We start from the raw sequence: 16,229 nt of genomic DNA, 5'->3' as shown, positions 1-16,229 counted from the left end.
TCATCCGGCCATACTGAACTCAAAGCCTTCACCGGATATTCCGTTTAAATAGCGCTGCTTGCTATCAGGGTCTTCGTAGAAGAGCAACTTAAAAGTGCTGGTACGTTTGCCAAATTGTTCGTTGGGCTGCCAGTTCACATGGATCTCCTCCCCGGTCTTTTCCCAGGTGCCCCTTACGGTGTTCATTTGTGGGGCATAGGTAGAGTCATTTATTTTCTCGTAGTAGTTCAATTCGCAGCTTCCATCGGCATCAAAAGCGATATCGCAATGTTCACCGGATAAAGGAGAGCCCATGAAATCGTTCCCATCTGATTTCGACGCATCGCTCGTGGTCAAACGGGTTAGGGTAAGCTGTTTCTCCTGTAAGGCAGGTGTGTTCAGAGGCGTCCATTTGCCACGTGCAGTGGTGAAGGTTTTATCAAACACCAGCTGAAAGCTGCCGTCATAAGGGTGATCTCCGGGCTCATTGAGTTGTACTGTCCATCCGTCTCCTTCCTGCCTGAACTTTCCGCTCAGGTTACGACGGAGGCCTTTATGTATGTCGTAGCCTGCTATGTGATTATTACCGGCATAATTAACCGTGATAAAAATAGGGCTGCCACCAAAATCGCCTTTATAAGTACCACTGGCACTTGCTTCCAGCATGGCTGTTACAATGGCAGAGCTGTCAGCTGCAGCTGCAGGCTTTGTGTTGGGTGATACGCAGGCACCGTATGTTACGGCGCACACAATCAAGGGGATGTAATATTTCACAGGTAAGATTTGATGTAAAATACTTCATTCCAACATAATAAATATATAAATGTATTAGCCGGAGGTGAAGCATTAACTTTACCTTATATTTTTGTCATCCTATTGAGATGGGCATAAAGATTGCCCGATCAGTCCGGAATGATTTATATCATTGACTGCGAAACTTAATCCACCTATCTTTGACAAATGAACACCGCAAAACAAATACGGAAACAACCTGACTGGCTACATGAGCTTGATTTTATAGGCATACACATGGTACCTTTGCTGGCATTCTTTACCACTGTGCATGCATTTGACTGGATCGTATGCGTCGTGCTCTACATAGCGCGCATGTTTTTTGTAACCGGCGGCTATCACCGGTATTTCTCGCACCGTGCTTTTAAAACCTCGCGTTTCTTCCAGTTCATACTGGCTTTTGGTGCGCAGAGCAGTTTTCAGAAAGGCGTGCTGTGGTGGGCTGCCAATCACCGCATCCATCACAAGCATAGCGATACGCCCGAGGATCCGCACTCTGCTAACCTGTATGGCTTCTGGTATGCCCATATCGGCTGGATCATGGGACCCGAGTACAAGCCCACCCGCTATGACCTGATCAAGGATATGAAACACAGGGAGCTGTACTGGCTGAATAAATATCACTTTGTACCGCCGGTAGTATTGGCGCTGGCCGTGTACCTGATAGGCAATAAAGTGAATGGCGCCGGTTTCTTTGACTGGAGCGCGGGCCTCTCTACGCTGTTCATTGGTTTTTTCCTGAGCACGATCCTGCTCTATCATGGTACTTTCACCATTAATTCGCTGATGCACAAGATCGGCAACCAGCGTTACAAAACCGGCGATCAGTCCCGTAACAGCCTGATACTGGCATTGATCACGCTGGGCGAGGGTTGGCACAATAATCATCATTATTATCAAAGCGCAGCCCGGCAGGGTTTTTACTGGTGGGAGATCGATATCACCTACTATATTATCCGCACGCTGGGATTTTTTGGAATTGTATGGGATATCCGCCCGGTTCCGGTGAAAGTGAAAGAAAGCAATAAGATCAACCCTTCATAAGTACAATGAATACCGGGATTTGGTACATGCAAGTGACCGATAGGTAAGGTAGCTTTGCATGACCATATTCCGGATATTATGACCAACGATAAGCGCAAACATTTTTTACTGATACTGATCTTAGGCGCCTTGACTGCACTGGCGCCTTTTTCTATTGACATGTACCTGCCGGGTTTCCCGGCCATTGCAAAAGATCTGCACTCCAGCATAGCAGAAGTTTCTCTTTCTTTATCCAGCTTTTTTATAGGCGTTTCTTTTGGGCAGCTGTTATACGGTCCGCTGCTGGATCGTTTTGGCAGAAAACGTCCCTTGCACATTGGCCTGCTTGTATACCTGCTCGCTTCCCTGGGCTGCGTATTTGTAACTTCTGTGGATGCCCTCATCGCCTTGCGTTTTCTGCAGGCCTTGGGATGCTGCGCCTGTACAGTGGCTGCTACTGCCATGGTACGTGATCTGTTCCCGGTAGAAGAGAATGCCAAAGTATTTTCAATGCTGCTGTTGGTAGTAGGCGCTTCGCCCATGCTGGCGCCGGCTATTGGCGGCTACGTAAGTGAATACCTGGGCTGGCACTACATTTTTATCATATTAACGGCCCTGGCGGCGGCGATCCTGGCGGCTTCTTACTGGAAATTGCCAGAGAGCTATCAGCCGGATCCCCATTATTCACTGATGCCCGCACCTATCATCCGCAGTTTCCTGTTTGTGATAAAAGAGCCGCGCTTCACTACCTATGCGGTAGGCGGGGCCATCGTGTTTGCCGGTTTGCTTTCTTATGTAGCCGGATCGCCGTATGTTTTCCTGGAGATCTTCAAAGTATCCGGCACCCAGTATAGCCTGATCTTTGCCGTGCTGGCCGCGGGCCTGATTGGTTCGGGACAGGTGAACAGCGCCTTACTGAAGAGATATAAAAGTGAACAGATCATCATAGTAGCCCTCGCTGTCCAGGCCATTACAGGTATCGTGCTGGTTACCGGGGCCGGTAATGGTTGGCTGGGTTTGCCAGGCACATTGGTCACTATTTTTATTTTCCTCTCCTGTGCAGGGTTTATCTTTCCTAATGCGTCAGCGCTTTCTATGGCGCCCTTTGCGCAGCACGCGGGCAGCGCATCGGCGCTGATGGGCGCTTTACAAATGGGCCTGGGCGCGCTGGCCTCTGTGGCGGTAAGCCTGTTGAGCAAGAACGATCATACGACTTTTCCTATGACAGGCGTGATGGCGGGTTGCTCCCTGCTTGCCTTATGTATACTTTTTGCCGGTAGCCGGTTCATCCGGCACAGCGCTGCAAAAAAAATGGCGCAGGAAGCAAGGCAACTCAATGATGCTGCTGCCTAATTTAATGTGGCAGGATCATATTTCATGCGGTCTTTTGCGAAAGTGATGGCGGTTTTACCGTGTGGAACGGGTTTGCCGTCATCGTCTACATTCACAAATACCATTTTTTCTATGGCCAGTACGGGGTGCTGGGTGATCTTATTCCTTACCTCGCATTTCAAGGTGATAGACGTGCGGCCAAAATGGGTGGCCACGATACCCAGTTCAATGATATCGCCCAAACGCGGGGCGCTGATGAAGTTGATCTCTGATATGAACTTGGTGACCACTTTCGGGTTGTTCAGCTGTAGAATGGCATAGATCACGGCTTCTTCATCGATCCATTTCAGCAGGCTGCCGCCAAATAAGGTATGATTGGGATTCAGGTCTTCCGGCTTTACCCATCTGCGGGTGCGGAACTTCAACTCAGGCTGTGCGTGCATAAACATCTCCTTTTTAGAAAGTTATCGGATAGGGCGGGGTTCTTTGCATTGAATGACGGTGCAAAGTTCCGAAAGAAACGAACGCTTCCCAAAGTGAAATTATTTATGCGGGTATAAAGGCGGCCTATTAGTCGTTCAGCGCCTGCCACAGCATGTCTTTCAGCTCTGTCAGCCCTTGCTGGGTAACAGATGAAATGAACACATGCGGCACATCCTCCGGTAATTCTGCTTCAATGGCCTTCTGGAGTTCTTCATCCAGCATATCGCTTTTACTGATGGCCAGCAGGAACTGTTTGTCCAGCAACTCAGGATTGTACTGTTCCAGTTCATTTACGAGGATATCGAATTCCTGGCGGTGATCCTTGCTGTCTGCAGGGATGAGGAAGAGCAGTACGGAGTTGCGCTCAATATGCCGCAGGAAGCGGTGCCCCAGGCCGCGGCCTTCATGTGCGCCTTCTATGATACCGGGGAGATCGGCGATACAGAAAGATTTATCGTCGTGGTAGGAAACGATACCCAGTTGAGGGGAAAGGGTGGTAAATGCGTAATCTGCCACTTTAGGTTTGGCAGCGGTGATGGTAGAAAGCAGGGTAGATTTACCGGCATTGGGAAATCCTACCAGCCCCACATCCGCCAATACTTTCAGCTCAAGGAGCTTCCAGCCTTCCTGCCCTGGTTCGCCGGGTTGGGAGTATTCAGGGGCCTGGTTGGTAGCCGTTTTAAAGTAGGCATTACCGCGGCCGCCTTGTCCGCCGGGCAGGAGAATGGTTTCCTGTCCATCGTTCAGGATCTCCGCCACCAGCTCGCCGGATTCCTCGTCATATACCTGCGTACCCAGGGGCACTTCTATGATCACATCTTCTCCATCGGCGCCGGTACAGTTGTTACGGCTGCCGTTCCCGCCATCTGTAGCTATCACGTTCTTGTGCCAGCGGAGGTGAAGCAGGGTCCATAGCTGCGCATTGCCTTTCAGGATAATATGCCCGCCACGGCCACCGTCGCCCCCATCGGGGCCAGCCATGGGGTTAAACTTGGTGCGCATGAAATGACTACTGCCGGCGCCGCCCTTGCCGGATTTACAAAATACACGGATATAATCTACAAAGTTGCCCTTTTCCAAAGCTTTAGCATTTACATTGGCAGGCCAGGCCTGCAATAAATAAAAACGCAAAGATCGGGAAGTTTACGTGATTTTCAGGAACCACGTCACTTTCGATCTTTGCGTGCAATAAGTTTTTATGGAAGATCCGCTACTGTTGCGGGTTCTTATACTCTTTCCACTACCAGCTCGTCTATCTCCTTGCTTAACAGCCCGAAGATCTCGTCTATGCTGCCGTTGCCTTTGATCTTCTTGAACTTGCCGTATTTGGCATAATGATCAGCTACGGGAGCGGTTTTGTTATGATATTCCACGATACGGGCTTTCACAACATCTTCATTAGCATCGTCGCTGCGGCCGGAAGTAAGGCCACGGTTCAGCAGGCGTTTGATCAGCTCATCTTCAGGTACTTCCAGGCTCAATACAGCAGAAATGGAAGTTTTCTTCAGGGTGAGCAGCTTGTCCAGCGCTTCTGCCTGGGCAGTAGTACGGGGAAAGCCGTCAAATATAAAGCCCCGGGTATCCGGGTTGGCATCCAATTTGGAACTGATCATGCCGATCACAACTTCGTCTGGCACCAGTTGACCGGCATCCATGAATTTTTTAGCTTCCAGGCCAAGAGGGGTCTGGGCTCCTATTTCGCTCCGCAGCAGATCGCCGGTGCTCAGGTGAATGAGACCGTACTTCTTGATCAGGTTAGCACTTTGTGTGCCCTTGCCGCTGCCGGGAGGGCCAAATAAAATAATATTGACCATGATTCTAATTAAAAATACTTTAATAGCAAGACTGCAAATATAACAAACAATTGAATGTATTGGTAATAAAATTACGGTTGATTAAATAATATGAAATATTTGTCGGTAATAGTGAACACAATTTAAAAATTCGCCCAAAAACATAAAATTTATTGAAATATGATTTTTCGCAACGTATTTATTTTATGAGGGTTAGACAATTATATAAATAATATTATTAATTCGTTGAACCTCATATAAATATTTGTAAGTTTATAAAATGATCAGGAAGTATTTATTACTACTGGGGCTCATACCTATATTCAAGACGGGACAAGCACAAAACGGGCTCCAACAACCAAAAGACAACACGTTACAAAACAAGGCAGTACAATGGGCAGACAGTGTTTTTAATACCCTTACGCCGGAAGAACGCATCGCGCAGCTGATCATGATCAGGGCGCATTCTAACCTGGGACAGGAGCACATAGACAAGGTTGTAAGCGATATACGCGACAACAAGGTAGGCGGCGTCATCTTTTTCCAGGGCGGGCCGGTGAGACAGGCAACACTAACCAATTACTATCAATCCATCTCAAAAGTACCATTGCTGGTTGCTATAGACGGCGAATGGGGCCTGGGCATGCGGCTGGACAGCGTGATCAGCCTGCCCCGCAACCTGATGATAGGCGCGCTGCAAGATAGCACCCTGGCCTATGAGGCCGGCCGTTTGATGGGTAACCAGTGCCGCCGCCTGGGCATACACACTGATTTTGCGCCGGACATGGACGTTAATAATAACCCGAACAACCCGGTGATCAACGATCGCTCTTTCGGTGAAAATAAATACCAGGTGGCCCGTATGGGCGTGGCCATGATCAAGGGCATGCAGGATGCCGGCATTATGGCCTGCTCCAAACACTTCCCCGGGCACGGAGATACTGACGTAGACTCACACCTGGACCTGCCGGTCATCGGTAAATCCCGCGGCGGCCTGGACTCGCTGGAGCTTTACCCTTTCCGGGAAGCCATTGCGGCGGGTGTAGGTTCCATTATGGTAGCTCATCTGTATGTGCCGGCTATAGACAAGAAGCCCAATACGCCCACCTCCATTTCCAGCAACGCGGTTACCGATCTGCTCAAGGAACAAATGGGCTTTAAAGGCCTGGTAGTGACGGATGCCCTCGAGATGAAGGGCATTGCCAAGTTCTATACAAATGGTGAGGAATCCTTACGGTCATTGCTGGCAGGTAATGATCTCATGATATTACCCTCTACTGCAGCAGGCAGTATACAAGCTATCATGCGGGGCATTAAAAGAGGACAGATATCCTGGGACGAAGTGAACCGCCGTGTGAAGAAAGTGCTCATGGCAAAATACAACCTGGGACTGAATAATCCGCAGGTGATCGATACCGTGAACCTGACCAATGATCTGAACGCTCAGTCTGACAGCTTACGCCGCCACATTTCGCAGCAGGCCATTACGCTGTTAAAGAACGATAACCGACTGATACCTTTCCAGCCGTTTCCCCTCCGTAAACAGAAGCTTGCGGTGATAGCTGTTGGCGCAGATGCCAGCAACACTTTCCTGCAGGCGGTTAAACAATACCGGCCCGATGCAGATGTGTTTGTATTTACCAGCCGGCAAACCATACATGATGTGGCGCCGCTGATGAACCGCCTGCAACGCGACTATAAGGCGGTGATCATCGGACTGCATAATTATAACCGGCGCCCGGCTAACAGCTTTGGTATTTCTGTAGCAGAAAAAGTGCTGATAGGACAACTGCAAAAAGAGATGCCTACCGTAACAGTTGCCTTTGGCAACCCGTATGCCATACAGTATTTCTGCGAAGCGCCTACCGTTGTGGCGGCGTATGAAGATGATGATATTACCCAGCAGGCAGCTGCCGATCTGTTATTTGGAAAATTAGGCCCCAAGGGCAAGCTGCCGGTAACAGTATGCAACAATTTCCCTTCCGGTTCCGGTATCACGTATTCACTGCCTTCCTTTACAAATCTGCCTAAGGTAGAACCGGAGGATGTTGGTATGCGTTCTCTGATGCTGACCCAGATAGACGGGCTGGCAAAGGGAATGATGGATAACGCAGCGGCCCCCGGCGGCCAGATACTGGCTATGAAAGACGGCAGGATCGTGTATAATAAATGTTTCGGTTACTACGATTATAACCGCTGGGAGGAAGTAACACCGGAATCTATTTATGACCTGGCTTCTGTTACCAAGGTATGCGCTACCACCATTTCCATCATGCGTTTGTACGATGAAGGAAAGCTAAGCCTGGATGCAACACTCGGCGATTATCTGCCTATGGTAAAGAACACCAACAAAGCAGATCTGCGCGTACGCGATATATTGCTGCACCAGGCAGGTTTGGTGCCCTACATTCCTTTCTACCGCGAAACACTGAATACCGATGGTACGCCCGATACGGTGCTGTATCATAAGAATGCAGATTCCATTCACACCGTACGTGTGGCAGACAACATGTATATGGACAGCACCTACGAGGCGATGATCTTCAAAAAAATCCTGGACAGCAAGCTTAATCCACGTCAGGGATACGTATACAGCGACCTGGATTTCATCTTCCTCGGAAAGATTGTAGAACAACTTACCGGTAAAAAGCTGAACCAGTACGTAAAAGAAACCTTTTACGATCCGCTGGGCCTAGGTACCACAGGGTTCCTTCCCAGAGAGCGTTTCCCTTTGCAACGGATTGTACCCACAGAACGTGAGCAGATCTTCCGTATGCAGTTATTACGTGGAGATGTACATGACCCCGGAGCAGCAATGTTTGGCGGGGTAGCGGGCCATGCAGGATTATTTTCGAATGCTCATGACCTTGCGGTGATCATGCAGATGTTGTTGAACGGAGGACGGTACAACGATATTCAATTTATCAAACCGGAAACTATCCAGCTCTTTACCTCCTATGGCAGCCCGCACAGCCGGCGGGGATTGGGCTTTGATAAACCCGAGCGGGATAATGCGAAGAGAAAGGATCACTATCCTTCTGCCAGCGCATCTCCCCTTACTTTCGGGCATACCGGGTTTACAGGAACCTGTATCTGGGTGGACCCGCAGTATAAACTTGTGTTTATTTTCCTGAGTAACCGGGTATGCCCAAGTGGCGGTACAAATCTCAAACTAAGCACCATGCATGTTCGAGAGAATGTGATGGAAGTGCTTTACAAAGCCATCATCAAATAATCAACATCATCATAAGACAGGGTAGGGCTGTACGATTACTGTACAGATCCTATCCTGTTTACAGCCAGTTCAGTTCTGATCTCGATCGTCTTCTGTGCAATCTTGTCTCTGCCATTCCTTAACTCGAAAGTGTAATTACCATCTTCCAGGCCCTGCAGGTTGTAACGGCCGATATATACGGGAGTAGCAGGGATCACTTCGCGATGCAGCACATTGGCGTTCTTGTCTTTGATCATCAATACAACTCTTTCTGCGGTAGCGTTTTCAAGGCTCAGGCGAAACACCAGTGAATCTTTACTTGACTGGGTCAGTTTTACTTTGAAACCAGCAGGCGCTTCTTCCACTACAACGTGTGAAGCGGCACTGTGCTTAGCCGGCATATTGTAAGCAAAAACATTGTTCTGGGCAACAGCGCCAGCGGCGGTCAGCAGCATTGCAGCAGCTGCAATAGTAATAGTCTTGGACATGTTATACATGACATTAAGCTTTTAAAGTTTAAATGATTGGGGCAGTATATTAGCTAATACCTAATGCCTTCGTTTTGTCGCCGCAAAGATCAACCATCTGCGTTAACTGAATATTACGTGATCGTTAAGAGAAAGTGAAAATCTTATTAGGAATGTTTTACATGCCCTTGCCCAGTTCAGAGACATCGCCTGCCGGCAGGTTAAAATTATTGCGGATCCATTTTACCAGGGAGTCGAGGCGGGGATAGTGATCCAGGCGATTATTCATCCTGCGTAGCGTAGTGTCTGATATGGCCCAGTTCATAGGGTATACGCTGCTATCGTTCTTTTCATATAATGAGATGGGGAAATAGGTGGTATCCTTGTTCAGCTCTCCCAGGTACCGGATGAGGCGGAGATTGTTCACCACCGTTTGTGTATTGTAAGAGCCTATCAGCGTTTGCACGGGAGATAGAAGATCGTTCACCACCGGGTGTACTTTCTTCAACGCAAGCGGATCCTGGCTGCCATTGGTAATATGGATCACATACCAGCGTAATTTACTGGCCAGCTGCAATGTGCGAAGGCGGGGATACTGGCTGAACCAGCTGCTATCGTGCGACCATTGATGTAATTGTAGGATCATTTCGTGTACCGCTCCTGCGCCTGAATTATCAAAATATCCGCCATCTACAAAGTAGTTATTCCCGATACGCCCTGCCGGGCTTACGTAGGGGAAGCGCGCACCCAATATCACGGCGGTGCTTAATCGCAGATCCTGGCCTGGTTCCAGCAGGTTCAGTACATCTATCCTTTTACCAAAGATCGCAGAGTCGATCAGGATATTGCTGACCAGGCCTGGTGTACCATCCTGCATGCGGGTAGTATTCAGGTATAATATAGGCAGCTTGTAGGCGCTGTCGCCGCGGCGCGCAATCAGCCCGGAAACCATTTGCCTGAAAGAGCGGCCAATAATAACAGAGTCGGGCGCCGCATGTTCTGTTGCGTACTCCAGGGCCGCTGCACGGTCATATATAAAAGGGAAGGGGAATACCGGCCGGAACATATCGGGGCCCATCATCCGGGCCAGGGTATAAGTGAGAAAATCGCTTTTCAGATAATCTCTTGCTTCCTGCTGAAGGGTATGCCCGGCCCTGTAAATGCTATCGCGCCGCTGCAGCAGGCAGAAGAATGCGCTGTTTCCCATGCTGCCGCCCGATGCGCCGGAAAGGCATAACAGGTGCCTGGAGAAACGCCTGGCGGATCCTTCTTCCAGCCGGGTAAGCACGGCTGCTGTCCAGTACCCGGAGCGGGATGCGCCGCCATCCGCCAGTACAAAGAAAACAGGATAGATGCTGTCCCGCCGGATCTCTGCCTCCCGCTGTTGCAGCCAGTTCACAAAGAACTCTTCCAGGTGCTGGCGTTCGTCAAACACTTTTGCGGTGCTGTTGCGGCTTTTATAAATGCGCACATTATGCGGTTCAAACAAGTAGCCTATTATTACCACCAATACAATATACACTACCGTATAGTTAATGCCAGACAGTATGGAAAGCAGCGATATAATATTGGCAAAGCCCAATAGCACGCCTAACCCCAGCAGGGCAAATGAAAAGCTGCCAATGCTATTGGCAAACGGCAAATAAAAGATGGCCGTGAAATAACAGATAGCAGCCGTTAGGCTGATGCCGTTAAAGATGGCAAAGAGCAGGGCCTCTTCCGGTCTGCGCGTTTGGGCACTGTTGGCATCATTCCATACTTTCTCCAGGAAACGTGCAAAGAAGGGTGACTTCAGCCATTTCGTATTCAGCAGATTAAGTTTGGTACGGTTATTTATCAGGAAGAGGCAGGCATACTGCATCCAGCAGATACCTGTTACGAGTGAAGATGGCGTATTGATCCATCCACAGAGCAGTATAGCGCCAAATACAGACACCAGCAGCCAGGTACAGACCTGCAACAGTTGGTTCCGGACGGCCAGCCGGTCGCCCCATACCTTCATCAGCTGAGATGCGGATACGTACAAAACAATATGAAGCAGCGTTATTACCGGTAATAGCACGCCGGGCCGTTTCCCAATGCCGGAGGGAGCCTGCAGTATGGCTAATCCTATTACGGTAAAACAAAGGAAACCTAACAGGCTGGGCAGGTGTTTAAGAAATACCGGCTCCCATCCCACCGGATACCAGTTAAAACGCTGATTTTTTCTGAATGCCAGGATGCGGCCGGAATACCAGTTCACATATGCCCAGAAGAATAGCATCAGCAGTAATATAATACCGCTCCAGCGGGTTTCAGTGGCTTTCAGGATCATGTCTATCCCCTGGGGTAACCACCAGAAACACCAGGCGGCCAGTATCAGCAGCACAATAGCAGCCGCAAATACAATAAAGATGCGCAGATAAACGGATAGCTGTAGCAGCAGGCGTATGATCAATTTTCCCGGAGGGAGCATACTCATGGTACTGAGCCTGAAATTTAACGAAACAATTCCGGATTTTTGATGATAAGACTCAGGCGAAACAGAGCACTTCCAATTGCAAACTTCCCTAATTTTGCAGCGTTTATGGAAAGAAATGCACTGCAACAACATCGTCCTGTAGCCATCTGGCTTTTTACAGGTGTTGGGATGATCATCATACAGGTACTATTAGGGGGCATTACCAGGCTCACCGGCTCCGGCCTTTCTATTACAGAGTGGCAGCCTATACTGGGTGCATTACCGCCCATGACAGCGCAGGCCTGGCAGGCTGCTTTTGACAAATACAAAGAGATCGCGCAGTTCAAATATGTGAATAGTCATTTTACGTTGTCTGATTTCAAGTCCATTTATTTCTGGGAGTGGCTCCACCGTGACTGGGCCCGTTTGATGGGACTCGTATTTGCCTTGCCCTTCATCTATTTTGTAGCAAAAAAGAAGATAGACCGTTCTATGGTACAGCCTATGCTGATCCTGTTCCTGCTGGGAGCATTGCAGGGCGCCATCGGCTGGATCATGGTAAAGAGCGGCCTGAATGAAGAGAACCTGTATGTAAGCCATATACGCCTGGCCATACATTTTATTGCGGCCCTGCTCTTGCTTTGCTACGTGCTGTGGTTTGCCCTCAAGCTAAGCACTCCTGTAAAAGAAATGCTTTACACGCCCTCGCTGCGTAAACTGAATACATGGCTGCTGGTACTTTTAACCATTCAACTGGTATACGGTGCTTTTATGGCCGGCCTGCACGCTGCACTGGCCGCCAGTACCTGGCCTGATATTAACGGCATGTGGTGGCCGGCGGGCATCTTCCGCCAGGGTGGTTTTTTCGCAGATATTGTTCATAATCAGATCACCATACAATTTATCCACCGCGGGCTGGCATACCTGATTAGCATCCTTGTGGCCATATGGTGGTGGAAAGCCGCCCAAACGCCGGTATATAGCCGTTTGCACCGTATCCGTTACCTGCCTTTGCTGCTGGTGCTGCTGCAGGTATTACTGGGCGTGCTCACCGTTATGAGCAGCCAGGTGAAGATCCCCATGCTGCTGGCTATTTTGCACCAGTTTACCGGCATGCTTCTCTTGCTGGCGCTGGTGTGGACACTGTTTTTAAGTAACGGAAAAGCCACAGCCGCGGCTAAGATAGCTGCCTGATAACTTACGACTATTTTTCGTAAGTTTATCAGTAATTGCCTTTTGGATGATCATCCATCCGGCACAAACTATCTTGCACGTGAAAGTGAAATTACTGCTGGTAAAAACTTACTATTCTTTCCCTATCCAGCTCCTGCTGTTACATTTCCGTAAATACCAGGTGTTGCTCATATTCTGGGCTATTCTTTTCAGTACCATCAACGGAGGCTTTGCCAAAGTGTTTGGAGGCGATGCCTTGTACCTGGCCCCGGAATACCTGGGAAAGGTAAATTTTTACAGCACCACCATACTGGGGCTGGCCACCGGGTTCTTCACCATGAGCTGGAATATCACCACCTTCATCCTGCATACGGGGCGATTTAAATTCCTGGCTACCACTTCACAGCCGTTCTTCAGGTATAGTCTTAACAATTCCATCATACCGCTCACATTTGTACTATGCCTGCTGTTCCGTGGCTGGGAGTACCAGCGCTACCAGCAGCTGAACACAGTGCCGGAGATCCTGTTGCTGGCGGAAGGATTTATCTGTGGTTTACTGTTCGTGATCTTTTTCTCGTTCTTTTACTTCTTCAACGCAGATAAAAACATCAGCCGGCGCCTGGAGCGTAAGTTCGGCAGCCCCCGCAACTTTCTGCGGATGGTGCTGAAACCCACGCAGGAACATGATGAAAACGCCCTGCCGGTGCACAACTATTTTTCTTCTCCCTTCAGGATACGCCGCGCCCGTAATGTGGATCACTATAACAAGCATTACCTGGACAGCATCCTGAAACAGCACCATTTCGCATCCATGATCACCGTGGGCGCCGCCCTTGTGTTCCTGGTAATACTGGCCTTCCTGATGGATTACAACGTTTGCCGTATCCCGGCGGGCGCCAGTGTAATGGTGTTCTTTGCGTTCCTGATCGGGGTAGCCGGCGCCTATGCCTATTTGTTGCAAACCTGGGCCATCCCTGTTTTGCTGGTCATGATGTTCCTCCTTAACTGGATGACGGTAAATGACTGGATTGATAACCGCAATAAGGCTTACGGGCTTAACTATCGTGAGAAGAAAGAAAGACCGGAATACAATGTAGCATCCTTACAGCAGTTCTTTTCGGCCGAACTGGCCCGGAAAGACCGGGAACAAACCCTGCAGATCCTGGAACGGTGGAGATCCCGGTTCCCTCATGAGCACAAGCCTAAACTGGTGGTGATGAACTTCAGCGGCGGCGGCGTCCGGTCTGCTACCTGGTCCATGAATGTGCTGCAGCGCCTGGATTCTATGATGAACGGGCAGTTAATGAAACATACGATGTTGATGACCGGGGCCTCCGGCGGTATGATCGGCGCATCCTATTACCGCGAGCTGTATTACCGGAAACTGCAGGGCGCCGGCATCAATATTTACGACAGTATCTACACGGAACGTATTTCGCGCGATCTGCTCAACTCGGTTTTTTCTGCCATGGCGGTAAACGATTTTATCACGCCATTCAGGGAGTTCCGTATAGGCTCCAATCATTACGGGAAAGACAGGGGCTATTACTTTGAGAAACAGCTGAATGAAAATACAGATCATGTGCTGCAGAAAACGTTGAAAGATTACAGGGATCCTGAGCAGCAGGCGCTGATCCCCATGCTGATCTGGAATTCCACCATTAATGCGGATGGCCGTCGCCTGATGATCTCCCCGCAACCGATCAGTTATCTGTGCGCGCCGGAATACCTGTACCCCACCCGACCGATACGGGACGTGGACGCGGTTGATTTTGGTCAGTATTTTGCGTCGCAGCAAGCCATGGACCTGCGCATCAGCAGCGCCATCCGCATGTGCGCCACTTTTCCATATGTGCTGCCAAACGTGTTCCTGCCCAGCGATCCTATTGTGGATGTCATGGATGCCGGTATCCGGGATAATTTCGGACAGGAAACCACCCTGCGCTTTCTCTACAATTTCCGGCACTGGATCAACGAAAATACCAGCGGGGTGGTGTACATACAGGTTCGCGACACCCGAAAGAACGATATCCAACCCATCAAAAAGCAGAAAGATCTCGGCGATCTGCTCTTCGAGCCGCTGTTCACCATGCAGCAGCACTGGAGCGCCATGCAGGATTTTGAGCAGGATAACCAGGTGAATTACATGGAAGGGTATTTCCCGGACAAATTCCACCGGGTCATCTTCCAGTATGTACCGCAGAAGGAAGACAAGGCGGCGGCGCTCAGCTGGCATCTCACCTCCCGCGAAAAGATGGATATCGCCGGCGCGGTGAACAACCCTGGCAACCAGGCCGGATTTGACTATATTCTTCGCTTAATGAGAACAGTTAATCCTGCTTCAGGAAGTTCAGCAAAGAGTGAATAAAAGGCTGGTAAGCCTCAATATGCGGCAGATGACCAACACCTGCTATAGGCGCCAGTTTGGCGTGCGGGATTCTTTGCGCAGCACGTTTACCCAGTTCCGGATAATTGCCCAGGGTTTTACGTACATCTTCAGAGACAAACGCCTTGCCAAGGGCGGTACGGTCGCGCTGCCCGATAATGAGCAGGGTAGGAGCCTGGATGAGCTCAAACTCATAATATACCGGCTGGGTAAAGATCATATCATAGGTAAGGGCGGCGTTCCAGGCTATTAAGGGGTAATCGGGGCCTTTGGTCCAGCTGGCCAGTAGTTGCGCCCATTTATCGTAGGCGGTGTTCCACTGCCCGGCATAGTAACTGTCCATCTGGTACTTTTTAATTTTTTCATAGTCCTGTTGCAGTTCGGATTGGTACCATTTGTCTACAGGTTGATAAGGCACTTTCACCTTCCAGTCTTCCAGCCCGATGGGGTTCTCCAGGATCAGCTTTTCTGTAATGCCAGGGTACATCAGGGCAAAGCGAACAGCCAGCATGCCGCCCATAGAATGCCCCAGTACGGCGGTTTTGGTAATATGCAGGCTATCCAGGATGGCTTTTGTGTTCTGCGCCAGCAGCTGGAAACTGTACTGCAGCTGTTTCGGTTTGGATGATTTTCCAAAACCCACCTGGTCCGGTATCACCACCCGGTAGCCGTTGCGGCTCAGATCAGCGGCGGTGCTGTCCCAATAGGCTGCGCAGAAGTTCTTGCCGTGTAGCAGCATAACTGTTTTGCCGTTGGGATGGGAGGCTTGTACGTCCATATAGGCCATTTTCAAAGATTGACCCTGGATGTTCAGCGAAATATAGTGTACGGGGTAGGGATATTGGAACCCCGAAAGGATGGAATCTTGGGGAGAGATGGTTTGGGCGTTCACAAAATGATAGGAAAGAACGGCCAGCAATGCCGGAATCAGGCCTTTTCGCTGCAGCAATATGGATAGCATGGTTACAGATTTTGAGATACCCGGCTTTAAGGGCAAAAGTAATGCCCGATGCTCGTATGAGCGGCGTGCACTCCTCGTGTTTTCCTCGTCACACCTTCGTGTTTTCCTCGTGGAATCCTCGTTCAGTCTTCATGAAGCCTTAGTCGACTCTTGGTGGAAGCTTAGTGCAAGCTTAGTGAACCTTAG

At 49.6% G+C, this 16,229-nt stretch carries 12 protein-coding genes; 5 read left to right on the top strand and 7 right to left on the bottom strand.

Features of this window, described 5'->3' with window-relative positions; genetic code table 11:
- Entirely contained in the window at positions 1 to 753 is a 753-nt protein-coding gene (locus tag ACR9Y8_RS17120; protein WP_481214462.1) for a hypothetical protein, read from the bottom strand.
- A gap of 186 nt (positions 754 to 939) precedes the next feature.
- Between ACR9Y8_RS17120 and ACR9Y8_RS17115 the strand changes: the two genes are divergently transcribed.
- Together ACR9Y8_RS17115 and ACR9Y8_RS17110 are read left to right on the top strand one after the other, a co-directional pair.
- Positions 940 to 1,815: an acyl-CoA desaturase gene (locus ACR9Y8_RS17115; protein ID WP_481214461.1), complete on the top strand. Its 876-nt coding sequence runs from the start codon at positions 940 to 942 to the stop codon at positions 1,813 to 1,815.
- A gap of 78 nt (positions 1,816 to 1,893) precedes the next feature.
- Positions 1,894 to 3,147 carry a multidrug effflux MFS transporter gene (locus ACR9Y8_RS17110; protein WP_481214460.1) on the top strand — a complete coding sequence of 418 codons (1,254 nt, stop codon included), beginning with the start codon at positions 1,894 to 1,896 and terminating at the stop codon, positions 3,145 to 3,147.
- Here ACR9Y8_RS17110 and ACR9Y8_RS17105 read toward each other — a convergent pair.
- The 3 genes from ACR9Y8_RS17105 to ACR9Y8_RS17095 all read right to left on the bottom strand — a co-directional run bounded on the left by ACR9Y8_RS17105 (position 3,144) and on the right by ACR9Y8_RS17095 (position 5,423).
- On the bottom strand, positions 3,144 to 3,569 hold the full coding sequence (locus ACR9Y8_RS17105; RefSeq protein ID WP_481214459.1) for an acyl-CoA thioesterase: 426 nt from the start codon (positions 3,567 to 3,569) through the stop codon (positions 3,144 to 3,146). The genes ACR9Y8_RS17110 and ACR9Y8_RS17105 overlap by 4 nt on opposite strands.
- 127 nt (positions 3,570 to 3,696) lie before the next feature.
- Positions 3,697 to 4,740 (bottom strand): GTPase ObgE, encoded by a 1,044-nt coding sequence (gene obgE, locus ACR9Y8_RS17100; RefSeq protein WP_481214458.1) that lies wholly within the window; start codon positions 4,738 to 4,740, stop codon positions 3,697 to 3,699.
- Positions 4,741 to 4,835: 95 nt separating this feature from the next.
- Positions 4,836 to 5,423 (bottom strand): adenylate kinase, encoded by a 588-nt coding sequence (locus tag ACR9Y8_RS17095; RefSeq protein WP_481214457.1) that lies wholly within the window; start codon positions 5,421 to 5,423, stop codon positions 4,836 to 4,838.
- Between the two features lie 259 nt (positions 5,424 to 5,682).
- Here ACR9Y8_RS17095 and ACR9Y8_RS17090 point away from each other — a divergent pair, with 259 nt between their 5' ends.
- Entirely contained in the window at positions 5,683 to 8,637 is a 2,955-nt protein-coding gene (locus ACR9Y8_RS17090; protein ID WP_481214456.1) for a serine hydrolase domain-containing protein, read from the top strand.
- Between the two features lie 35 nt (positions 8,638 to 8,672).
- Here ACR9Y8_RS17090 and ACR9Y8_RS17085 read toward each other — a convergent pair whose 3' ends face one another.
- Together ACR9Y8_RS17085 and ACR9Y8_RS17080 are read right to left on the bottom strand one after the other, a co-directional pair.
- Positions 8,673 to 9,104: a hypothetical protein gene (locus tag ACR9Y8_RS17085; RefSeq protein ID WP_481214455.1), complete on the bottom strand. Its 432-nt coding sequence runs from the start codon at positions 9,102 to 9,104 to the stop codon at positions 8,673 to 8,675.
- 157 nt (positions 9,105 to 9,261) lie between these two features.
- Positions 9,262 to 11,544, bottom strand: coding sequence for a patatin-like phospholipase family protein (locus ACR9Y8_RS17080; protein ID WP_481214454.1), 2,283 nt, complete (start codon positions 11,542 to 11,544; stop codon positions 9,262 to 9,264).
- Between the two features lie 105 nt (positions 11,545 to 11,649).
- Here ACR9Y8_RS17080 and ACR9Y8_RS17075 point away from each other — a divergent pair, with 105 nt between their 5' ends.
- Complete coding sequence (locus ACR9Y8_RS17075; protein ID WP_481214453.1) at positions 11,650 to 12,717, top strand: COX15/CtaA family protein; 1,068 nt, start codon at positions 11,650 to 11,652, stop codon at positions 12,715 to 12,717.
- Positions 12,718 to 12,796: 79 nt separating this feature from the next.
- On the top strand, positions 12,797 to 15,064 hold the full coding sequence (locus tag ACR9Y8_RS17070) for a patatin-like phospholipase family protein (protein ID WP_481214452.1): 2,268 nt from the start codon (positions 12,797 to 12,799) through the stop codon (positions 15,062 to 15,064).
- Here ACR9Y8_RS17070 and ACR9Y8_RS17065 read toward each other — a convergent pair.
- Positions 15,027 to 16,043: an alpha/beta fold hydrolase gene (locus tag ACR9Y8_RS17065; protein WP_481214451.1), complete on the bottom strand. Its 1,017-nt coding sequence runs from the start codon at positions 16,041 to 16,043 to the stop codon at positions 15,027 to 15,029. The genes ACR9Y8_RS17070 and ACR9Y8_RS17065 overlap by 38 nt on opposite strands.
- Between the last annotated feature and the right edge of the window lie 186 nt (positions 16,044 to 16,229).

It is taken from the genome of Chitinophaga sp. SVR4-12A (assembly GCF_056754765.1).
The sequence above is the reverse complement of the archived record's forward strand: the minus strand, read 5'-3'. Positions and strand labels throughout refer to the sequence as shown.

What these genes read in the sequence shown, in the direction of transcription:
- ACR9Y8_RS17115 (WP_481214461.1), top strand. Translation starts at nt 940, where the DNA reads ATGAACACCGCAAAACAAATACGGAAACAACCTGACTGGCTACATGAG.
- ACR9Y8_RS17110 (WP_481214460.1), top strand. Translation starts at nt 1,894, where the DNA reads ATGACCAACGATAAGCGCAAACATTTTTTACTGATACTGATCTTAGGC.
- ACR9Y8_RS17105 (WP_481214459.1), bottom strand. Translation starts at nt 3,569, where the DNA reads ATGCACGCACAGCCTGAGTTGAAGTTCCGCACCCGCAGATGGGTAAAG.
- ACR9Y8_RS17095 (WP_481214457.1), bottom strand. Translation starts at nt 5,423, where the DNA reads ATGGTCAATATTATTTTATTTGGCCCTCCCGGCAGCGGCAAGGGCACA.
- ACR9Y8_RS17090 (WP_481214456.1), top strand. Translation starts at nt 5,683, where the DNA reads ATGATCAGGAAGTATTTATTACTACTGGGGCTCATACCTATATTCAAG.
- ACR9Y8_RS17085 (WP_481214455.1), bottom strand. Translation starts at nt 9,104, where the DNA reads ATGTCCAAGACTATTACTATTGCAGCTGCTGCAATGCTGCTGACCGCC.
- ACR9Y8_RS17080 (WP_481214454.1), bottom strand. Translation starts at nt 11,544, where the DNA reads ATGAGTATGCTCCCTCCGGGAAAATTGATCATACGCCTGCTGCTACAG.
- ACR9Y8_RS17075 (WP_481214453.1), top strand. Translation starts at nt 11,650, where the DNA reads ATGGAAAGAAATGCACTGCAACAACATCGTCCTGTAGCCATCTGGCTT.
- ACR9Y8_RS17065 (WP_481214451.1), bottom strand. Translation starts at nt 16,043, where the DNA reads ATGCTATCCATATTGCTGCAGCGAAAAGGCCTGATTCCGGCATTGCTG.